15 protein-coding genes are annotated in these 20,162 nt (G+C 40.6%); 8 read left to right on the forward strand and 7 right to left on the reverse strand.

Annotated elements, in window-relative coordinates:
- Positions 1-36 precede the first annotated feature (36 nt).
- Positions 37-2,019 (forward strand): pentapeptide repeat-containing protein, encoded by a 1,983-nt coding sequence (locus XEN7305_RS09650; RefSeq protein WP_006509218.1) that lies wholly within the window; start codon positions 37-39, stop codon positions 2,017-2,019.
- A 74-nt stretch (positions 2,020-2,093) separates the two neighbouring features.
- On the opposite strand, the gene XEN7305_RS09655 is transcribed toward XEN7305_RS09650, so the two are convergent.
- The 4 genes from XEN7305_RS09655 to XEN7305_RS09670 all read right to left on the reverse strand — a co-directional run bounded on the left by XEN7305_RS09655 (position 2,094) and on the right by XEN7305_RS09670 (position 6,650).
- Positions 2,094-2,405: a HigA family addiction module antitoxin gene (locus XEN7305_RS09655; protein WP_006509219.1), complete on the reverse strand. Its 312-nt coding sequence runs from the start codon at positions 2,403-2,405 to the stop codon at positions 2,094-2,096.
- A 32-nt stretch (positions 2,406-2,437) separates the two neighbouring features.
- On the reverse strand, positions 2,438-2,731 hold the full coding sequence (locus XEN7305_RS09660) for a type II toxin-antitoxin system RelE/ParE family toxin (protein ID WP_040897312.1): 294 nt from the start codon (positions 2,729-2,731) through the stop codon (positions 2,438-2,440).
- 109 nt (positions 2,732-2,840) lie between these two features.
- Entirely contained in the window at positions 2,841-4,901 is a 2,061-nt protein-coding gene (locus XEN7305_RS09665) for an elongation factor G (protein ID WP_006509220.1), read from the reverse strand.
- Between the two features lie 816 nt (positions 4,902-5,717).
- Entirely contained in the window at positions 5,718-6,650 is a 933-nt protein-coding gene (locus tag XEN7305_RS09670) for a phosphoribulokinase (protein ID WP_006509221.1), read from the reverse strand.
- A gap of 79 nt (positions 6,651-6,729) precedes the next feature.
- On the opposite strand from XEN7305_RS09670, the gene XEN7305_RS09675 reads away from it, so the two are divergent.
- The 3 genes from XEN7305_RS09675 to XEN7305_RS09685 all read left to right on the forward strand — a co-directional run bounded on the left by XEN7305_RS09675 (position 6,730) and on the right by XEN7305_RS09685 (position 10,820).
- Positions 6,730-8,484 (forward strand): S8 family peptidase, encoded by a 1,755-nt coding sequence (locus XEN7305_RS09675; protein ID WP_006509222.1) that lies wholly within the window; start codon positions 6,730-6,732, stop codon positions 8,482-8,484.
- 153 nt (positions 8,485-8,637) lie between these two features.
- Positions 8,638-9,804, forward strand: coding sequence for an NAD-dependent epimerase/dehydratase family protein (locus XEN7305_RS09680; RefSeq protein WP_006509223.1), 1,167 nt, complete (start codon positions 8,638-8,640; stop codon positions 9,802-9,804).
- Positions 9,805-10,289: 485 nt separating this feature from the next.
- Positions 10,290-10,820 (forward strand): NYN domain-containing protein, encoded by a 531-nt coding sequence (locus tag XEN7305_RS09685; protein ID WP_006509224.1) that lies wholly within the window; start codon positions 10,290-10,292, stop codon positions 10,818-10,820.
- A gap of 45 nt (positions 10,821-10,865) precedes the next feature.
- Here XEN7305_RS09685 and XEN7305_RS09690 read toward each other — a convergent pair whose 3' ends face one another.
- The gene (locus XEN7305_RS09690) at positions 10,866-12,470 is read right to left on the reverse strand and encodes a hypothetical protein (protein ID WP_006509225.1); all 1,605 of its coding nucleotides are present in this window, start codon (positions 12,468-12,470) and stop codon (positions 10,866-10,868) included.
- A 182-nt stretch (positions 12,471-12,652) separates the two neighbouring features.
- Here XEN7305_RS09690 and fba point away from each other — a divergent pair, with 182 nt between their 5' ends.
- The 4 genes from fba to alr all read left to right on the forward strand — a co-directional run bounded on the left by fba (position 12,653) and on the right by alr (position 16,620).
- Positions 12,653-13,732, forward strand: coding sequence for a class II fructose-bisphosphate aldolase (gene fba / locus XEN7305_RS09695; RefSeq protein WP_006509226.1), 1,080 nt, complete (start codon positions 12,653-12,655; stop codon positions 13,730-13,732).
- A 446-nt stretch (positions 13,733-14,178) separates the two neighbouring features.
- Positions 14,179-14,823 carry a hypothetical protein gene (locus XEN7305_RS09700; RefSeq protein WP_006509227.1) on the forward strand — a complete coding sequence of 215 codons (645 nt, stop codon included), beginning with the start codon at positions 14,179-14,181 and terminating at the stop codon, positions 14,821-14,823.
- A gap of 169 nt (positions 14,824-14,992) precedes the next feature.
- On the forward strand, positions 14,993-15,316 hold the full coding sequence (locus XEN7305_RS09705) for a hypothetical protein (protein ID WP_006509228.1): 324 nt from the start codon (positions 14,993-14,995) through the stop codon (positions 15,314-15,316).
- Positions 15,317-15,408: 92 nt separating this feature from the next.
- On the forward strand, positions 15,409-16,620 hold the full coding sequence (gene alr, locus XEN7305_RS09710) for an alanine racemase (RefSeq protein WP_006509229.1): 1,212 nt from the start codon (positions 15,409-15,411) through the stop codon (positions 16,618-16,620).
- A gap of 53 nt (positions 16,621-16,673) precedes the next feature.
- On the opposite strand, the gene XEN7305_RS09715 is transcribed toward alr, so the two are convergent.
- Both XEN7305_RS09715 and XEN7305_RS09720 read right to left on the reverse strand, forming a co-directional pair.
- Positions 16,674-18,272 (reverse strand): 2-isopropylmalate synthase, encoded by a 1,599-nt coding sequence (locus XEN7305_RS09715; protein WP_006509230.1) that lies wholly within the window; start codon positions 18,270-18,272, stop codon positions 16,674-16,676.
- Between the two features lie 139 nt (positions 18,273-18,411).
- Entirely contained in the window at positions 18,412-20,028 is a 1,617-nt protein-coding gene (locus tag XEN7305_RS09720; protein ID WP_006509231.1) for an Hsp70 family protein, read from the reverse strand.
- Between the last annotated feature and the right edge of the window lie 134 nt (positions 20,029-20,162).

A 20,162-nucleotide genomic window follows, 5' to 3' on the forward strand; every position in this document is an offset into this window, starting at 1 on the left:
CTGTATCAGGGTGGTGAAGATCAGGGAATTGAGACCATGGCAAATAGGCGACATCTTGCCAAACTAGAAAAGGGGAAAGAAGCTTGGAATCAATGGCGAGCGGATAATCCCACTGTCAAGCCAGATCTGCGGGGCGCAAATCTGCGAGGCAAGCATCTCGAAGGTTTCGATTTTAGCGATGCAGATATTTGTGGGACTAATTTTAAAGGGGCTCATCTACAGGGGGTAAATTTTACTCGGGCGATCGCAGGATTACAAAAACGCTGGAAAATACTATTGATTATCCTGGCTCTGTTCTTTTCAGTCATCGCCGGTTTTTTCTCCATTTGGATAGCTTTGTTACTCTCATTCCTTTCAGATCCTAGTGACACAGAGAGTTTTATTGCAGGTATAGCTTCTTTAATTTCATTATTTATTTTTCTCTTCTTCATTCTGCGCAAAGGTTTTGTCGCTGGAGCTGTCGCTGGAGCTGTCGCTGGAGCTGTCGCTGGAGCTGTCGCTGGAGCTGGAGCTGTCGCTGTCGCTGGAGCTGTCGCTGTCGCTGGAGCTGTCGCTGTCGCTGTCGCTGGAGCTGTCGCTGGAGCTGTTACATTATTAGGAGCTTATCTTGGTTGGCGTAGTTTCCAGGGAGACCCCCGAGATCCTTGGATTCGCTCAGCAGGGGTTGCTTTTGGCACAATGGGCGGTACGAGTTTCTTTGATGCGGAGCTTGCTGGAGCTGATTTTTCCCAGGCAATTCTCAAAAATAGTGATCTCAGAGCAAAAGATTTGAACCATACTTGTTGGTCTTCTGCCAAGAAGCTTGATCTAGTAAGATTAGGAGGTTCTATTTTGTCCCAAGCTAATGTCAGAGAGCTATTAATAACCAGGGATGGCTACAAAAAATCTTATCAAAATGCTAATTTACGAGGAGCGAATTTAGCAGGATGTAATCTAGAACAAGCTAATTTAAAATATGCCAATCTCAGCGAGGCAACTTTAACTAATGCTCATTTAAAAGATGCCAATCTAACGGAAGTCCAAGCTGTAGGCACAGATTTTACATCTGCCTATCTCACAGGAGCTTGTTTAGAATCTTGGAATATCGACCATACAACCAAGTTAAATAATGTTGATTGTCAATATATTTTCCTCCTCGAAAATCCTAACCTCTTGGGAAGTCGGGAGCGTCGTCCCCATGATCCGGAAAGAGTTTTTCAACCAGGAGATTTCACCAAGCTCTACCAAGAAGTGATCAACACAGTCGAGATTTTATTGCGCAAAGGGGCCAACCCCGAAGCCTTTCGGCAGGCATTTCAACAACTCATGGCCAATAATCCTAATATTCACCCTGATGCGATTACAGGTATTGAGAAAAAAGGGGAAGATGTTTTGCTTACCCTAGAAGTTCCTGAAGCTACAGACAAAGCCCAAGTTGAGCATGATTTTCAGGAGAACTATAAAGCGGGATTAGCAGCAGCCAAGGAACAAGCAAGATTAGCAGGAAAGTCAGAACAACAAGCAGAACAGATTAGAGATATCAAGGAAATCGCAATGGCTCTTGCGAACAAACAATCAGATAATGTATTTCAAGTTAATCAAGAAAATATAGAGGACAAAACTGTGAACCAGAACCACGACCAAAGCCGCAATATTAATATTGAAAATAGCACAGTAAATGCTTCTGGTGCGGGGGCATTTAATCAAGGAGATATCACCGGAACAGTTGCTAATACTATTAATCATGGATTAACTGGAATTGATTATAGTCAACTCGACCTCCCACAATTACTTGCCAAATTAAAAGAAACCATTGAAAACGATACCAATTTCCCAGCAGAAGACAAACAAGATAGCTACGATGCAATTGATGATCTGAGCACTGCCAGCCAAGAACCAGACCAGGCAATTCAAAAAGAAAAATCCAGCAAAGCTCTCAGAACTTTGGATCGTATTGTCAAACTCTTGCCGCCAGGAGCAGCTTTTATTACTATTTTCAAGGAAATATCCCCTTATATTTCATCTTTGTTGGGATTCTAAAGAGAAAGACTCTGATTACTGTTGATAGACAATCAGTGGATTGTGGAATCATAAGATGCCTGGCAATTTGCTCCTTAAGCATTTGCGGAAGAATAGGGCTTTATTATTGCTAGTTCACCTTCTTCTACCTGTTGCGCAAAGTATAAATCCCATCTTAATTGTAGGTTGAGCCAAAAACTTGCAGACATACCCAAAAACTTCTCAAGACGTAATGCGGTACTAGGCGTCATTCCCCTTTTTCCATTAACGATCTCATTAATCCTCTGATAGGGAACATGGATCGCATCGGCTAAGTCCCTTTGAGTCAGGCCCATTGGCTTAAGAAATTCTTCTAGCAACATTTCTCCAGGGTGGGTTGGCATTCTATCAGTTGGTACTCTTATCATAAATATATCTATCAGTACTTGTTAAATTCAATTTAGTGATAGTCAACAATCTCAACTTGGTCAGGTTCATTGTTTATCCAAATAAAACAAATTCGATATTGGTTGTTAATACGAATACTGTATTGGCCTCTTCGATCACCAGCCAATTCTTCAAGCCGATTCCCTGGCGGTATTCTTAGTTGGTCAAGTGCATTGACTGAATCAAGTTGATCCAACTTACGAGATACAGTCTTCCATAAATTCTGTGGACATATTCGGCGAGCGGCTTTTGTATTCTTTCCGTTAAAGATATCTTCGGTTCCAGGGTTTTTAAATCTGTGTATCACAAGGACATGTTAACACGGAACTCATGATATATAAATTCGCCAAAACTACCACTCATACGGAAACTGGAATTCTTAGGGCGAGCAATGCTGCCCACCCCAATGCTAAAAATTAGCTTTTACCATTGCCATTATGATTATCACCATTACTAGTAGCAGTAGCTAGGATATTGCTGGCTAGTTTTTCAGGGACTTCTTGGAGATGATCATATTCCCATTTAAAGAATCCTACACCCAAGGTTAGCGATCGCAACTCAATAATAAAGTTATGCATTTCCGCTTGGGGTAAATAAGCTGAAACATGATCCCATCCTTTCCAACCTTCAACACTCTCATAACCAAGAATCTGTCCGCGACGACCCGATACCAAGGTCAAGACTTTCGAGGTAAACTCCGAAGGAGCCGAGACTTTGATCGATAATAAAGGCTCCAATAGCACTGGCTTACACTGAGGCATCCCATCGGTCATGGCAATTCTTGCTGCTTGTTTAAAAGCTTGCTCTGAGCTGTCTACTGAATGATAAGACCCATCCTTGAGAGTGACATCAACATCAACCACAGGAAAACCTAAAGGCCCATGATCGAGATATTCTTTTACTCCCATCTCAACCCCAGGAATATATTGTTTTGGCACGACACCACCAACAATAGTTTGATGGAACTGATGACCTTCTCCTCGTGATAAAGGTTTGATTTCTAGATAAACATCCCCAAAAGCCCCATGTCCGCCACTTTGATGCTTATAACGGCCGTGGGAGGTGGTCGATTGGCGAATCGTTTCTTTGTAGGGCACTTGGGGTAAACCAGTAGTCATCGGCAAATTATACTTGCGGCGCAGACGATCCAAAGATACCTGAAGATGAATTTCCCCTTGTCCCCAGAGAATAACTTCATGGGTGTCACCATGTTGTTCCCAATATAGAGACGGATCTTCTTCGATTAATTTGGTAATTGCCCCACTCAATTTCACCTCATCGCGACGATTTTCCGGCGCGATCGCCAAAGCATAAACAGGAGGTAGAATATCGGCCTTGGGAAGAAAACTACTATTTTTACTATCACTAGCTAAAGTATCACCAGTTTTGATACCTTCCATTCTGCCCAAAGCGACAATTTCACCAACGCCAGCCTTTTGAATCGCTTCTTGTTGTGCACCCATCAGACGGTAAACACCACTCACCCGCACCCCATTGAGAGTCATACCATCAGTCAGCGTACCTTGCCAAACTCTCGCCAGAGATAATCTGCCACCCTGGGGAGTGTAATAGGTTTTGAGAATCTGAGCCAAAGTATCGCCATCAGCTTTGGCCTTGAGACCTCTTCTTTCAGCAGTAATATTGGGAGCAGGAGCTTCTTGGGCTAGGGCATCGAGCAAAGGTCTGATGCCATATCCTTCTTCGGCCATGCCAAAGAACACAGGAACAATCAAATCTGCACTGAGTTCTTGTTTTAAATCCCGCATGATTTCTTCTTGGGGAGGCTCAATTTCTTCGATCAATTCTTCGAGGAGATGATCATCAAAATCCGCTAGAGTTTCGAGTAGCTCATTGCGGGCAGCTTTTTCTTCGGCAGCCAATTCTTCAGGGAAGGGCACGGGATCTGCGGGAGTTCCTGCATGATAATGATAAGCTTGCTCAGTTACTAAATCGATATAGCCAACACAATTATTCTCTTGAGAAATTGGATATTGCTGCGGAACTAAGGGCCGAGAGGAAACAGCTTTAAGCGCGTCTAGAATAGATCTATAATCCGTATCGGAGCGATCCATTTTATTGATAAATACTAAATGGGGAATTTCCCAATCATCTAAAAATTTAAATAAAGGAGCTAAGGTCAAAACACGATGAACCACTGGTTCACAAACTACGATCGCAGCTCCTGAGCCGACTAATATATTATTGGTTTCTTGGGCTAATTCAACAGAACCAGGACAATCCAAAAAAGTGAATTTAATGTCCTGGTGTTGGGTACTCGCAACTGATGTTTCTACACTCATGCTGCGTTCTCTGGCTTCGGGGGAACTATCTCCTACTGTATTACCATCTTTAATAGTTCCTTTCCGATTAATGGCTTTCGTCAAATATAAAATATTTTCTAATAATGTGGTTTTTCCGCTTGAATAAGGGCCCACAATAGCCACGTTACGAACATTTTCAATGTTATTTGCACTCATATCTTGAAACTCCCAAGTCAAATAAAGTAAGAACGATAAATTACGAAAAATTAGGTCAAGTTGGTCAAAAGGCTGGCAAAACTAGCTAACCTCTGACTATTTAGAGCTTTATTGTTAATCGCAAAAATAAGTACTGACGATAAAATGAGAAGACCTGAAAAAGCGGAGCTATCAAGCTTAATTTGGGAAAAAATGGACAAATAATTAACAACTATAAGAACATATTTGAGCTTGACTAATTAAATTGAAATTCCAACTATTTCTTCTAGATCTTCGCTATTTGAACTTATTTACTAAATCAATTTCATTGAGATCAAATGACGAAGTTGAGAATAGATCGATATTTGCTTTACCGCTTTATTCGTGATCCTCCTAGTGTTCACAGTCATTTTTGTAGATCTTGCCGAGAAAAAACAGCTCCAAAAATTTCTTAACTAAAAGATATTAATCTAGTCAACTATATGACTAATATTCTAGGCTGAGGTTAACTCTTAATGGGTCTGTGAGATGAAAATCGCAACTTCTTTTAAAGGAATGCTGTTACAAAATAAAGTTCAACAAACAAATATGAATTACTGAAACTAAAACCTCGATCTAAGGAAAGTTTTGTTAAGTAAATTTAACACTGTAGCTCTTTTTTTGGTTAGTGAGATAGATACGGGTCTGCGTCAAGAAACAACGATTGTCTTTAAATGTCAAGAATGATGTTGCGATCAAGCAAAGCCTGGCACGGTGCGATCGCAATCAAATATATCTAAATGGCAATTATTTTTGGTAAATCACTCTAAATCGCGATCGCCTTTACGCCACAACCAACTAACTTAGAGCCTTCAACATATGATAAGCAATCAATAGCTGAGTCAAAGCCAAAGGATAACTTTGCAAAGTTTCCCCCGTTGTACCCGTAACAGTTCCCATTTCCTGATTACCTTCCAAACGACAAAACTTTCCTAAATCAGGAACTTCATTACACAACAATCTTTCCAATTCATTAACCTGCTCTGCCGTAGCATGTCCATCAACCTCCAAAACATCTACAGGCTTACTCATATCCCGAGCCAAACCCAAACGAATCGCCGAGCTTAGATGATTCGCTTCATCATTCAAAATATGCGTAAAATCGGGATGGGGAATTGTGGGACGCAAAATCAACCGAACATTGAGCAAAAGATCATTTTGATTAGACTCCTCAATAGGTGGATAAAAAGAAATAACCGCATCAGCCCATTTTCTCTGGGGACGAATGAAAGCCTCAGAATCGGGTTCTCTTTTTTTGAGTTGGTCTAATACTTGCTCATCGTTGTAGCCCCGCTTGCGAGTATCTCGTTTAATTTTCCAATATGTTCGTAACGATTCTGGAGGGGCAAGATAGGTTTTTACATCATAGCTATCTCTCATTTTTTTGGTCGAATAACCAAGAAGACCTTCGACAATTACATATTTGCGAGGTTCTATATATTCAGGAGGGTCAAAAGCTCCAGTACTATGATTATAAATAGGCTTTAAAATTGATTGCCCGTTGCGCAATAAATCCAAATGTTGCTCAATAATATCAAGATAGTTGCAGTCAGGATGCAGCGCAGAGATCCCCATTTCTGCTCGTTGTTGGCGATCATAGCGATGATAATCATCAGTACATATAATCGTGACATTTTCTTCGCCAAATACTTGGGCAATTCCTTTCGTCAAAGTAGTTTTCCCAGCAGCACTGTCACCGACAACACCAAGAATAATGGGGCGTTCATTCATAATATTGCTTTAATTAAAATAATAAGTTCAACAAATATAGCTATTAGTTATAGTATCAGTGACGAGTAATCATGAGAAGATGAAAAAAATTTTACTATTGGGTTTATTCATTATTGGATTGGGATTTGCTCTGACTAATTTTCAAGGTTTAGCAGTCGAAGGAGAATTCAACTCAATCATTTTGGATTTTCGAGAAGATGTGCCCATGGTAGAAATTAGCAACCGAATCCAAGCTATCAATCAAAAATACTCTCGCCAAGGCAATCTCAATAGTATTTTTTCAGTGGCAGATCATGTTTATGTCGTCCCAGGTCAACAACCTTTATTGGATGCTCTCTTGCGATCGCCTGTGGCCAAAGATACTGAATATATCGAGCCCAACTACGAATATAGCATCCTTGAAGTTCCCAACGATCCTGAATATCGCAAACAGTGGAATTTTCGGAGTATTAATGTCGAAGGGGCTTGGGATCAAACTAAAGGGGAAGGCGTGACGATCGCAGTTATCGATACCGGCGTCAGTCGAGTTCCCGACCTTAAATTAACTAAATTCGTCAAAGGTTACGATTTTGTCAACGATCTCGAAAACCCCGAAGATGATCAGGGTCATGGAACTCATGTTGCAGGAATAATTGCCCAATCAACCAATAATGGTTATGGAGTCGCGGGAATTGCCAATCTAGCAAGCATCATGCCCCTAAAAGTCCTCAGTGCTGATGGTGTGGGCACAGTGGCTAATATTGCCGAAGCGATTAAGTTCGCAGCCGATAATAATGCAGATATTATTAACCTTAGTTTGGGTGGAGGGGGTGCTAGTCGCTTATTAGAAGAGGCGATCGCCTATGCCTATGACAAAGGAGTAGTAATTGTCGCCGCGGCGGGTAACGAAAATCTCAATGCGGCATCCTATCCTGCCCGTTATCCCAAAGTAATTGGCGTGGCCGCAACGGATCTTGCAGGGGAAAAAACTCCCTATTCTAACTATGGTGCGGGAGTTGACATTGCCGCCCCAGGGGGCACCGAGGACAATACAATTCTTCAAAATACTATCAATCCCAGCACAGGAGAATCTGTGTTTGTCGGTTTCCAAGGAACTAGTATGGCCGCACCCCATGTTGCAGGAGTTGCTGCTTTAGTTAAAGCCAGCGGCATTGAGACTCCTGAAGAGATTATTGGGGTTATTAAATCATCAGCTCGCAAAGCGCCAGAAGATACCTTCAATTATTTTGGGGCAGGACTTTTAGATGCTCAGGCTGCTGTTAATCTAGCAGTGCAAGGTGAATTTAGTTTCCGCGATTTCTTTCGCTGGCTGCGAGACAATGGCTATCTCAACCCTATTTTTTGGATTGATGGTGGTACTGTAGCCTTATTGCCCAAATTGGGAATGGTGATTGGTTCTTATTTATTAGCTTGGATTCTTCGCAGTTATTTGTCTTTTAACTTGGCACTGAATAGCGGTTTGATTTTTGGCAGTTCCGGTCTATTCTTGCTCCAAGGATTTTATGTTTTTGATTTACCCCAATGGCCCTTTCGTTTGATGGGTAGTTCTCTTCCCGAATTAGGAAATCTTGTCATGGGAACAACCGAGCTAAATCCGTTTTTTGCCAGTGTTTTAATTCCCTTTGCCTTGGTGGCAATTCTTGCCGGACATAAAACTCTCAAATGGTTTGCGATCGGTATTTGCTTGGGAGTCGCCGCTTGTTTGGGAATTAGTGCTATGGTCGATCCTGCGGTTTGGGGATTAGGAGATGGTGCGATCGCCCGTAGCTTTTTGGGTATTAATGCTTTTTGTGCTCTAGGTTTAGGCTATTTAGCCAGTCAAAAAGAAAAGTAAAGCCCAGAAACTTGACATAATCGCTGCCCTAAAATTAGACATGAAGAATTTAACGAGCAAGAATCTGCTTAAATAGTCTAGGTTGTAATCTAATTACAAGTCAGCTTTTAACACAGTTCATCTAGCGCGTAAATATATAGATAGAGGTAAAAAATGAAAGTTATTATTCTTGGAGGAGACGGCTTTTGTGGTTGGCCAACAGCCCTACATCTGTCTAACGCAGGGCACGAAATCATTATTATAGATAATCTTTCTCGTCGGAATATTGATAATGAACTAGAAGTGAGCTCCCTAACACCTATTAGTCCCATTGGGAAAAGACTATCAACCTGGAAATCTCTTACTGGCAAAGAAATTAAATTTTACAATATTGATATTGCTCAGGAATACGATCTTTTGATAACCCTCATGCTGACAGAAAGACCTGATTCAGTGGTTCATTTTGCAGAGCAACGGGCAGCCCCTTATTCGATGAAAAGCTCCAAGCATAAGCGTTATACCGTAGATAATAATCTTAACGCTACTAATAATATTTTATGTGCCATTGTCGAAACCGGTTTAGATATTCATCTAGTGCATTTAGGCACTATGGGAGTCTATGGTTATGGTACTGCGGGCATGAAAATCCCTGAAGGTTATCTTGATGTAGAAGTTGTGACCGATACAGGAGAGCGCATCCAACAAGAAATTCTCTATCCTGCCAATCCTGGTAGCGTTTATCATATGACCAAAACCCAGGATCAGCTGTTCTTCTACTATTACAACAAGAATGATGGCATTCGAGTTACAGATTTACACCAAGGTATTGTCTGGGGAACCAATACTCCTGAAACTATTATGGATGAAAATCTGATCAACCGTTTTGACTATGATGGTGATTATGGAACCGTGCTCAATCGCTTTTTGATGCAAGCAGCGATTAAATATCCCCTCACAGTTCATGGTACTGGGGGTCAAACTCGGGCATTTATCCATATTAAAGATACTGTGCGTTGTGTCCAGCTAGCCCTAGAAAATCCTCCTCCTAAGGGAGAAAGAGTGCGCATTCTCAACCAAATGACGGAGACTCATCGAGTTGTTGATTTGGCGAAAATGATTGCGGAAATGACAGGAGCCGAAATTGCCTATCTGGAAAATCCACGAAATGAAGCCTCAGAAAATGAACTATTTGTCAAAAATCAACGTCTTTTGGATTTAGGCTTGGAACCGACTACTTTAAGTCAAGGATTACTCCAAGAAGTAACAGAAGTTGCAGATAAATATGCCCATAGATGTGACAAGAGCAAAATCCCTTGTACTTCTTTGTGGAATAAAAAATAATGAACCTAAATCATCATCGATATTGATCAATAATCGATTCCTTGAGCGATTTTTCTGGCAATAACTTCAAAAACTGCAAAAGCGATCGCATTTCTGATTAACGCGATCGTTTTTTAAATCAATACATTATCAGTAAATTATCAATTAGCGACTATAGTATTTTTACTATTAATTATCCGTACTAGTTACTGATTAAATATACATTTACCAGCTTGTTTGCCATAGATCATGGTTATAAATCGCTATTTTGTTCTACACTGAGGATATTATAGAATCCACCCAAATATTTTATTGTGGGTAATTCCTATTCTAATAACCTTATCTATTATTTAGAGTCTATAACCAACTTGAGTATTCTTTAATTCCGAATTCTCAGTTTGATTGCAAATTACTAGTATCTATTAGACAGCGGTTGCTACATTTGCAGCCAACTCTAACAGAATTTCTATTTATATATTTTACAAATATTCATAGGTATAACTTATATGGATTGTCCTAATAATTGCCTAAGAGATCGCCTCTCTGTGTTTGTCGATGGCAATAATATGTTTTATGCGCAACAGAAAAATGGTTGGTTTTTCGATCCGAGAAAGGTGCTTGAATATTTTACTAAAGATCCTAGTGTGAACTTAGTCAATGCATTTTGGTATACAGGACTCAAGGATGCTCAAGACCAAAGGGGATTTCGTGATGCCCTAATTAGTTTGGGTTATACAGTCAGAACTAAGATTCTCAAAGAATATTATGATGACGCTTCGGGTCGTTATTCCCAGAAAGCAAATCTTGATATCGAGATTGTTGTCGATATGTTTAATACAGTCGATCAATATGACAGGGTGATTTTATTTAGTGGTGATGGAGATTTTGAGCGGGCGATCGAACTCCTAAGATCTAAAAATACTCATATAACTGTTGTTTCGACTGAGGGGATGATTGCTAGAGAACTCAGAAATGCTACTGATAGATACATAGATCTTAATGATATTCGTCCCAATATCGAAAAAAGCGACTTTTAATCAGTTATCAGTTATCAGTTATCAGTTATCAGTTATTGCTTTACATTAATTGACAATTTTAAATTCTCTCTCTAATTTTAGAGTCTCACCAGGACTTAAATTGCCAATCCTTTCGGTCAAATCCCACCAAGATTGTAATTGCCCCGGTTGAAAAGTGCGACTCATAACTACATAGATAGAAGTCTGATCGCAACCGATCGCCGCAGCCAAGACATTAGACCAAGACTCCGCAGTCAACTCATCCCTGACGAACCAATGATCATCCTGCCAAACTAAACAACGTCTAAACTTAAAAGAAGCTTTGTTTTTCCCTGTAATCAGAATTTTCTGTAAGATTTTGCGAATTAAATTGGGATAAAAACGACCAATAGTTAACATCACTAACCGCAAAATAATTAAATTAAAAGGATTCATTTGTTTTTGTTTTGCCCAACCCAAAGCACCCGCGATCGCAATCTCATTCTCCTCTAAACTAATCTTATAATTACTCACCAAATGTCCCACTGCATTTTTGACTTTTTTCCCTTCTTGAATCTGCAAAGAAAAATGCGTATCCGAAGCAATTAACTTGCCATCGTGAAATAACTTAAAGACGCCCCCTTTATTCAAAGCCAGATATAACTCCGTATCACCACGGCGATCGACTAAAATTCCACCCTCTTCCAAATAAAAACGTCCCTGCGATCGCGGCTTGAGCTCAGGACGCTCGGCAATAAAATCGCGCCAGGCCAAAAGATAATTCCAACAATGATGACCGACAATGCGATCATCAGCGTAACAACTACCTAGATCATTGGCTAATCCTTGCAAAAAGCGATCGTTAATATTCATCGCCTCAGGAAGCCATTTTCCTACCAATTCAAAACCATGGGGAAAGAAATTATAAGTATTGCGACTCGTATATTCGCCACCATAGGAACCATCAGGATGAACAAATTGGGCAGCTAGCAACACAGCTTTTGCGATCGCATCTTTCAACCTATTATTTGGATTCAGCTCATAAACCCTAGCCAAACAGGAAATAGTCAAAGTATGATAGCCAGGATCGCAACCTTCATACTCGATAAACCAACCTTCAGGATTTTGCCAAGATAAAACTTGTTCTAATCTTTCTGTCTTACTCCGATCCCAGCGATCGCTTTTTAAAAGTCTCGATAATAATTCTAGACACAAAACAATCAACGCCTGATGATTTGTCAAGCGCCCAGATTCTTGATGATGAGCCAGCCAATCTGCTCTCTTTGAGAAGAAATGCAAAATTTCTGGATTATCTAATCCCATCAACTGATAACTTTCGATTGCGGCCAGCAAAGAAAAAGCTGCTGCGCCGGCTGCTCTTTCAAAAGGAAAATAATCATCACAAGAACCATTAGAATGAGCGCTTTTCGCTCCATAGAGAATACCGGCTTCAATCCATTCCTTGAGGATCGGTTGTTGATAAAACTGATTGCCGACTAGATCAGTGTGATAAGCCAAAGCCAGTGGATAAACAAACTCCTGAGACATCCCCGCCGGAAAATCAATTACTTTATACTGCCAAAAAGTCCGATCAAAACAACCATAGGTGGGGCTATGGCGATTGCGATCTAGTAAGGTCAGAATTTTGGGAATTTCAGCTAAAGCAGCGCGGGCAAATAAATCTCTATGCATATAAGGGCAAAAATCAAGAGTGATAACTGATTAATATTGAGTCTTTTAGAAGATTAAATTGTCAATATAATGTAATGTATTATTAAAGGTATGAAAAATATCTTAAGATTAATAATCAAGAAAGTTATTTTTCTTAAAGCAGAGTACTGAAAATTAACATAATATAAATTAGGAGGATATCCATGGCTCTCGTCCCCATGAGGTTGCTTTTAGACCACGCAGCAGAGAACGGTTACGGTATCCCTGCGTTTAACGTAAATAACCTAGAACAGATTTTGGCAATTATGGCGGCTGCTGATGAGACAGATAGCCCTGTTATTCTTCAAGCTTCTCGCGGTGCGCGTAAATATGCAGGAGAAAACTTCCTTCGTCATTTGATCTTAGGCGCAGTAGAAAGCTATCCCCATATTCCCATTGCTATGCACCAGGATCATGGAAATAGCCCCGCTACTTGCTATTCTGCAATGCGTAATGGTTTCACCAGCGTCATGATGGATGGTTCTCTAGAAGCAGATGCTAAAACTCCTGCTAGCTTTGAATACAACGTTAACGTTACCGCAGAGGTCGTAAAAGTTGCTCATTCTATCGGTGCTAGTGTTGAAGGCGAACTAGGTTGCCTCGGTTCTTTAGAAACTGGCCAAGGTGAAGCTGAAGATGGTCACGGTTTTGAAGGTACTCTCAGCAAAGACCAACTTCTAACTGATCCTGACGAAGCAGTAGAATTCGTCGAAAGAACTCAAGTTGACGCTCTAGCTGTTGCTATTGGTACTAGCCACGGTGCTTACAAATTTACTCGTAAGCCCACTGGTGAAATCCTTGCTATTAGCCGTATTCAAGAAATTCACGACCGTCTTCCCAACACTCATTTGGTAATGCATGGTTCTTCCTCTGTACCCCAAGAATGGTTAGACATGATTAACCAGTACGGCGGAAAAATTCCTGAAACCTATGGTGTGCCTGTTGAAGAAATTCAAAAAGGTATCAAGAGCGGTGTTCGTAAAGTTAATATCGATACTGACAACCGTCTAGCAATTACTGCTGCGATTCGTGAGGCTGCTGCTAAAGATCCTTCTAACTTCGATCCTCGTCACTTCATGAAACCTTCAATGAAGTACATGCAACAAGTTTGTTCTGATCGCTACCAACAATTCTGGACTGCTGGTAATGCAAGCAAAATCAAACAAGCAACTTTGGATGTCTACGCTGACAAATATGCTAGTGGTGAGTTGGCTGCTAGTACTAAGAAAGCTGTTTCCGTGTAGTGACGGATTAAAGTTCAAATGAATTTTAATAATTAGCTTTTCAATGAGTGGTTCTTGCAACCACTCATTTTTTTTGTTTTGTGGGCTAAAAAATCACAAGCTGATGAGTTCTATAGCACTACGCAATTTGGTTAGGACATTAGCAAACGTTCAAGCCTATGGCTGGTGAACTTTTGACTCTTGACTCTTGACTCTTGACTTTTGACTTTTGACTCTTGACTCTTGACTTGCGCGTAGCGCTATAAATAGAAGCCGCCTGGGAAATGTAACGTTTTTTTAATTCAATGCTAGCTAAAGCCTAAATATTATTACGAGAATCATATATTTTAGCTACATACAAGATAGATTGAAATTGTTTATATTATTTATATCAAAAAGAATTTATTAAATTTGCTCCAATAACCAACAATTAATAAACGATACTTCCAACACTGTGATTTAAGACGATGAATATTGATTATTTAGAACGGGCTAATCAACAATTTAATGAGAAACAGTATCAAGCTGCTTTAGAAAATTATAATTTAGCAATCAAGCATTATCCTACCCTAGCGGAAGCTTATTATAATCGTGGTTTAGTTAAGCGAATTATCTGTAATCACGAAGAAGCGATACAAGACTTTTCTATTGCCATAATTTTAAAGCCAAAAATGTTTCTGGCCTATTATTATCGGGGTATTACCTACTATGAGTTAGGCGATTATCCCTATGCGACGGCCAATTATAATCATGCAATTATGCTAAATTCTCAATTGGCAAGAGCTTTTTACCAAAGGGCTATTATTTGTGGAGAATTAGGCAAAAATCATCAAGCTTATGAAGATTTTCGTCAGGCTGCGGCGATCGCAAAGTCTCAAAAAGATATAGTTTTATATAAAAAGGCAAAAAAAGCACAAGCCCAAATCAGAAAATTTAATCAACCTAGTCCTCTGGTTAGCAAAATATCCGTTAGTTTTAAGTTTCTGTTATTAATCCTGCTTGTGTCCGTAGCTCTCGGCAAGATCAACAACAATTTTAATTTGATTAATGATTTTAATTTTACGAATGATAGTGAAATCAATCATAACAAAAACAATGATGTGGATAAATAGTTAAGATATCAAGGATTGCTATGTATAAGTTTTGTAACTGCTAGCCTTCACTGGCCCTACTATTAATTTAATCTTAGATAAGACCATAAGAGAAGTTTTTAACTTGGCTGAAAACCTAGTAGCTTATGGCTAATTACAAGATGGGCTTCAGAATTAGAGGTGGGTTCCTATGTCAGAATTTCTCGATTTCCTCAAACATAAATATGCTTACGTTGCGATCGGAGAATTTCAACCCGGTAGATTTGCAGAAGCCCAGCAGTTATATGAAAAGGCTGTTTCTACTTATACCAAGGGTTTTAAAGGCGCATATCTATTGCAAAAACCAGGAACTGATGAGGGAATTGCGATTATTCTCTGGGAAAAAATTGACGATATGCAGGAAAACCAAACAGAAGCCTATAAAAAAATCCTGCAAGAAATGTCTCACTTATTTACCACAGCACCCGATACTTCATTTTATGAAATATGTAGTGAAATCGGTTTTCCTGATTAAGTAATAAAAAACCAAATCGTGCCAAAAGTTTTTTACTTTTTGAGTCCTTGAGGTTACGATGTCCGAAATGAAAGATTTTTCGGTCAAAGATAATGGTCAGTTGGCAGCAACATAGTAAAATTTTTTCTTCGGCAAAACAAGGTCTCAATAGGCAATCGGCTTCTCCATTCATTGATTGCCAAAGGGCTTGGGTTGAAATTGACTTAAAAGCTTTGGGCTATAACGTTAGACAATTGAAGAGTATCTTATCTCCCCAAACAGCATTGATGGCAGTAGTCAAAGCTGATGGTTATGGTCATGGTGCTGTCATAGTTGCCCAGACAGCTATTCAAAATGGGGCAACTTGGCTTGCGGTTGCAACTTTAGCCGAAGGAATCGAATTACGACAAGCAGGAATCAAGGTTCCCATTTTACTTTTGGGGGCAATTAACTCGACGATCGAAATTAATCAGATCGCCCAATGGAAATTGCAAGCGACAATTTGTAATCCCCAACAAGCCTTAATTTTTTCCGATACGCTTGGGACTTCTTTGCCTGTACATCTTAAATTAGACACAGGAATGTCTCGTCTGGGAACTAATTGGCAACAAGCTCGCGAATTTGTTTCTCTTGTGCATCAGTTACCTAACCTTGACATAGCAGGCATTTACTCCCATTTCGCCACGGCAGATGATCGTGATCCGACGATTATGAATCTGCAACATCAACGCTTTCAAAATGCGATCGCACAAATTAGGGCTCAAGGAATCAGTCCGAATCTATTACATATTGCGAATTCTGCGGCTACCTTGCAATCGCCTACTTTTCATCATGACCTAGTAAGAGTTGGTTTAGCAATTTATGGTTTGTATCCCGCATCTCATCTTCAGGCAAAACTGGATCTCCAACCTGTATTGCAGGTCAAAGCGCGGGTAACTCAGGTGAAAAAGATTGCCCCAGGCACAGGGGTTAGTTATGGCCACAAATATATTTGCGATCGCGAGACAGCGATCGCAGTAGTGGGAATTGGCTATGCCGATGGGGTCGCGAGGAATCTCTCCAATCGTTTACAGGCAATAATTAGAGGAGAATTAGTTCCCCAAATTGGCGCTATTACCATGGATCAAATGATTTTAGATGTCAGTCATCTTGATAATGTGCAACCAGGGGAAATAGTGACTTTATTAGGTCAAGAAGGAGAGCATCGCATTGCAGTAGATGACTGGGCCAATAGTTTAAACACTATTTCCTGGGAAATTATCTGTGGCTTTAAACATCGCCTACCAAGAGTCAATCTTGATGAGGAAGTAGGGAGTAGGCAATAGGTGAAAAAATCTAATTAAACCTAAAACCTAACCCCTAAAACCTAAAACCTAATTCAATTAGTAACAACAACCTCTTTGTTGTCTGCCTCTTGTAAGGAAGAATAAAGACGATTCAAAGCTTTAACATAAGCACGAGCAGAAGCGACCACAATGTCTGTATTAGCGGAGTAACCAGAATAGACTTGGTTGTCATAACGCAAACGAATTGTGACTTCTCCCATCGCATCGATGCCGCCTGTCACCGATTGCACAGAAAACTCAATCAGCTCATTCGGCACTTCCGCCACACGATTAATTGCTTTGTAAATAGCATCCACCGGGCCAGTGCCAATCGCAGCATCAGTGAGTTCTTCACCTTCAGGAGTCCTGATTGTAACCGTAGCAGTGGGACAAGAATTGTCTCCGCAAGAGACTTGAACTAGTTCCAAGCGGAAAAGTTCGGGCGGTTGGCGAATTTCATCATTGACGATCGCCTCAATATCCCAATCGGTAATTTCTTTTTTCTTATCGGCAACATCTTTGAAACGGATAAAAGCTTTGTTAAGCTCATTTTCTGAAAGCTCAAAACCTAATTCTTTCAAGCGAGTTCGAAAAGCGTTACGTCCGGATAATTTACCTAAAACAATTTGATTATCTGTCAAACCGATGGATGTTGCATCCATAATTTCGTAGGTAAGTTTATTTTTCAGCACGCCATCTTGGTGAATTCCTGATTCATGGGCAAAGGCATTCGCTCCGACAATAGCTTTATTTGGTTGTACTGCCATGCCTGTAAGGTTAGAAACCAAACGAGAAGTTTTATAGATTTGTTTGGTGTCAACCTGAGTTAGAGGTTCTGTAGACTCAGCAGGTCTCCCAAAAAAGGGATTGAAATATTGACGACGAACATGAAGCGCCATGACCAATTCTTCTAGGGCAGCATTGCCGGCGCGCTCTCCAATGCCATTGATCGTGCATTCTAATTGTCTTGCACCGTTTTTGACTGCTTCAAGGAAATTTGCCACCGCCAAACCAAGGTCATTGTGACCATGAACAGAAATGATTGCTTGATCGATATTGGGGACATTGTCTTTAATCCCTTTGATCAAAGCGCCAAATTCACTGGGAGTGGTATAGCCGACGGTATCGGGGATATTAACCGTGGTTGCCCCTGCTGCGATCGCAGCTTCTAAGACTTGGTACAAAAATTCTGGATCACTGCGTCCCGCATCTTCGGGAGAAAATTCCACATCGTTCACAAAAGATTTGGCATAGGCCACCATCTCTGGCGCGATCGCCAAAACTTCAGCTCTAGATTTACGTAGCTTATATTCTAGATGGATATCGGAAGTGGCAATAAAAGTATGAATTCTGCCATTTGCCGCAGGCTTGAGGGCCTCAGCTGCGGTTTTAATATCGTTTTTAGTGGCTCTAGCCAAACCACAAATCGTGGGGCCATTTTCGGTGCCCACAGCAGCAGCTACTTTTTGGACAGCGTCGAAATCTCCAGGACTAGCATAGGGAAACCCTGCTTCGATTACATCAACTCCTAAACGTGCCAGGGCATGGGCAACTTCCAGTTTTTCCTCTACATTGAGAGTTGCACCAGGAGATTGTTCTCCATCTCGAAGCGTGGTATCAAAGATGATAATGCGGTCTTTTGATTGTTCCATAGCCCTGCGTTTCTAGTGATTTTTGAATTATTTAATTGTTTAAAAATGTACTATTTCAAATTATAAGATATTGCCATTGCGCATAACAGTACATAGGATTTATTATTTTATTCCCGATTTAAATCTGAAGCCGCTTAAATTACTTTAACTGTCCCACAATTTGATTATCCAGTAGGGTTTCTTGGGTCAGTAAATCTTGAACCGTCACCCGCAAACAAGATTGTTCATCCACAGAGAATAAAAGCTCAATGCGATCGCGACCAGGATTCCCTGGCGGATCTAAAATTGCGATCGTGCTTGCTCCTTCCTGATCATTAAGCGGTTTCACATTAGTTGTCTGCTCTCCCAAGGAACGAGTCACCAAGCGATCACCGTCAAAATAGACTTCCCTCCCGACGCTTTCTGTTGCCAATTCCCCCAAGATTAATTCAATACTAGGTTGATTCTCCACCGAAGCTCCCAAAACTAATCTCACAGGTTGGGCCATGGGATAGGGTTGTCCGCTTTTGATAATAGAATGCCAATTATGGCGTTTATCTCGGCGATTCCAATAACGAATGCCATAGCTATGATACAAAAAATCCTTAACTTCAATGCCTTGGGCAACTTGTAGGGCTCCTTCTGCGATCGCAGTTAGTGGGCGATCGCAACGTATCTTACTGGGCTCAAAATATTTGGCGACCCAAGTTTGCACCGCAGGAATTTGCACAGTGCCCCCAACCAATAGCACCTGATTGATCTCCTCTACCTCAATCCCATTGCGTCTGGCTCGTTGCAAAACCTGAGCCATCAACTCATCAAGTTTAGTAAAAAAACCTTGTTGTTCGAGGATTGCTTCAAAACCTTGGCGATCGAGCTCCAAGGCATAGCTTTCTAGAGTCTCATCGTTAAAATATACTTCCGTTGCTGATTCTTGCTCAGATAACTTAATTTTGAGGCGTTCAGCTAATCTGGTGGTGACAGCAGATTTATCTAAACCTTGATTGGTAGCAAAATAATCAACCAGCCAATTGTCAATATCCGAACCGCCCAAATTCTGGCCAGCTTTGGCAATAACCTTCGCAGTTTGCTTTTTCTGAGCAGTATTCTCTCCTAAAATTTTTTGTCCCCATTTCAAGATAAAACCCTGATTGGAGCTGGTATTTTCCGATAATTGAATTAGAGAGATATCTAGCGTGCCCCCACCAAAATCCACCACTAGTAATAGCTCCTGATCTGCTGCGCCATAACCCAATGCTGCGGCAGTAGGCTCATCCAAGATACGCAGTTGCCCGATCTCCAGAGATTGGCAGATGTCCGTTAACCACAAACGATAGGTATCAAAACTATCTACAGGGACAGTAACGACTAAAGAATCTAAATTCCCCCCCGCATCAGTTTGGGAATTTTGAATCAATTCTCGGAGAAACCATTCGCCTATTTGCTCAAAAGTAATCTCTGTCTCATCTAATCGCGGCAAAAAACCCTGAATATCGGCTCCAATTCCCCGTTTAAAACTCCGAAAAAATCGATTGTCTGTTGCCAAATCTAATCCGCGATCGCGTACTTGCTGCCCAATAAGAACTTTTTGCAACCGGGCATCCTTAACATAAACTAGGCTGGGAATTACTGGTGGAGAATTGGGGATTTTCTGGGAAAAATTGGGGAAAGTGATCGTTTCTGCTGTTTTAGTCACGCCATTCCAACGAGTAATCACAGTGTTACTGGTACCAAAGTCGATCGCATAGGAATTAGTCGAATTGAGATTATCTGCCATAAAGCAATTATCAAGTGGAGAGTTCTATATCTTAAAAAGCTTATGATAGCGAAGTTTGAGCAGAAAATAATAGTTAAAAAAACTTAAATAGCGATCGCTAGAAGAAAAATCAATTTTCCTCATCCTTTATCCTT

This window comes from Xenococcus sp. PCC 7305 (assembly GCF_000332055.1).
Taxonomy (GTDB): Bacteria; Cyanobacteriota; Cyanobacteriia; order Cyanobacteriales; family Xenococcaceae; genus Xenococcus.

Coding starts and splice junctions, on each gene's coding strand:
- XEN7305_RS09690 (WP_006509225.1), bottom strand. CDS start 12,470: ATGCATAGAGATTTATTTGCCCGCGCTGCTTTAGCTGAAATTCCCAAA.
- alr (WP_006509229.1), top strand. CDS start 15,409: ATGGTCAGTTGGCAGCAACATAGTAAAATTTTTTCTTCGGCAAAACAA.
- XEN7305_RS09705 (WP_006509228.1), top strand. CDS start 14,993: ATGTCAGAATTTCTCGATTTCCTCAAACATAAATATGCTTACGTTGCG.
- XEN7305_RS09700 (WP_006509227.1), top strand. CDS start 14,179: ATGAATATTGATTATTTAGAACGGGCTAATCAACAATTTAATGAGAAA.
- XEN7305_RS09655 (WP_006509219.1), bottom strand. CDS start 2,405: ATGATAAGAGTACCAACTGATAGAATGCCAACCCACCCTGGAGAAATG.
- XEN7305_RS09670 (WP_006509221.1), bottom strand. CDS start 6,650: ATGAATGAACGCCCCATTATTCTTGGTGTTGTCGGTGACAGTGCTGCT.
- XEN7305_RS09665 (WP_006509220.1), bottom strand. CDS start 4,901: ATGAGTGCAAATAACATTGAAAATGTTCGTAACGTGGCTATTGTGGGC.
- XEN7305_RS09715 (WP_006509230.1), bottom strand. CDS start 18,272: ATGGAACAATCAAAAGACCGCATTATCATCTTTGATACCACGCTTCGA.
- XEN7305_RS09720 (WP_006509231.1), bottom strand. CDS start 20,028: ATGGCAGATAATCTCAATTCGACTAATTCCTATGCGATCGACTTTGGT.
- XEN7305_RS09675 (WP_006509222.1), top strand. CDS start 6,730: ATGAAAAAAATTTTACTATTGGGTTTATTCATTATTGGATTGGGATTT.
- fba (WP_006509226.1), top strand. CDS start 12,653: ATGGCTCTCGTCCCCATGAGGTTGCTTTTAGACCACGCAGCAGAGAAC.
- XEN7305_RS09680 (WP_006509223.1), top strand. CDS start 8,638: ATGAAAGTTATTATTCTTGGAGGAGACGGCTTTTGTGGTTGGCCAACA.
- XEN7305_RS09650 (WP_006509218.1), top strand. CDS start 37: ATGGCAAATAGGCGACATCTTGCCAAACTAGAAAAGGGGAAAGAAGCT.
- XEN7305_RS09685 (WP_006509224.1), top strand. CDS start 10,290: ATGGATTGTCCTAATAATTGCCTAAGAGATCGCCTCTCTGTGTTTGTC.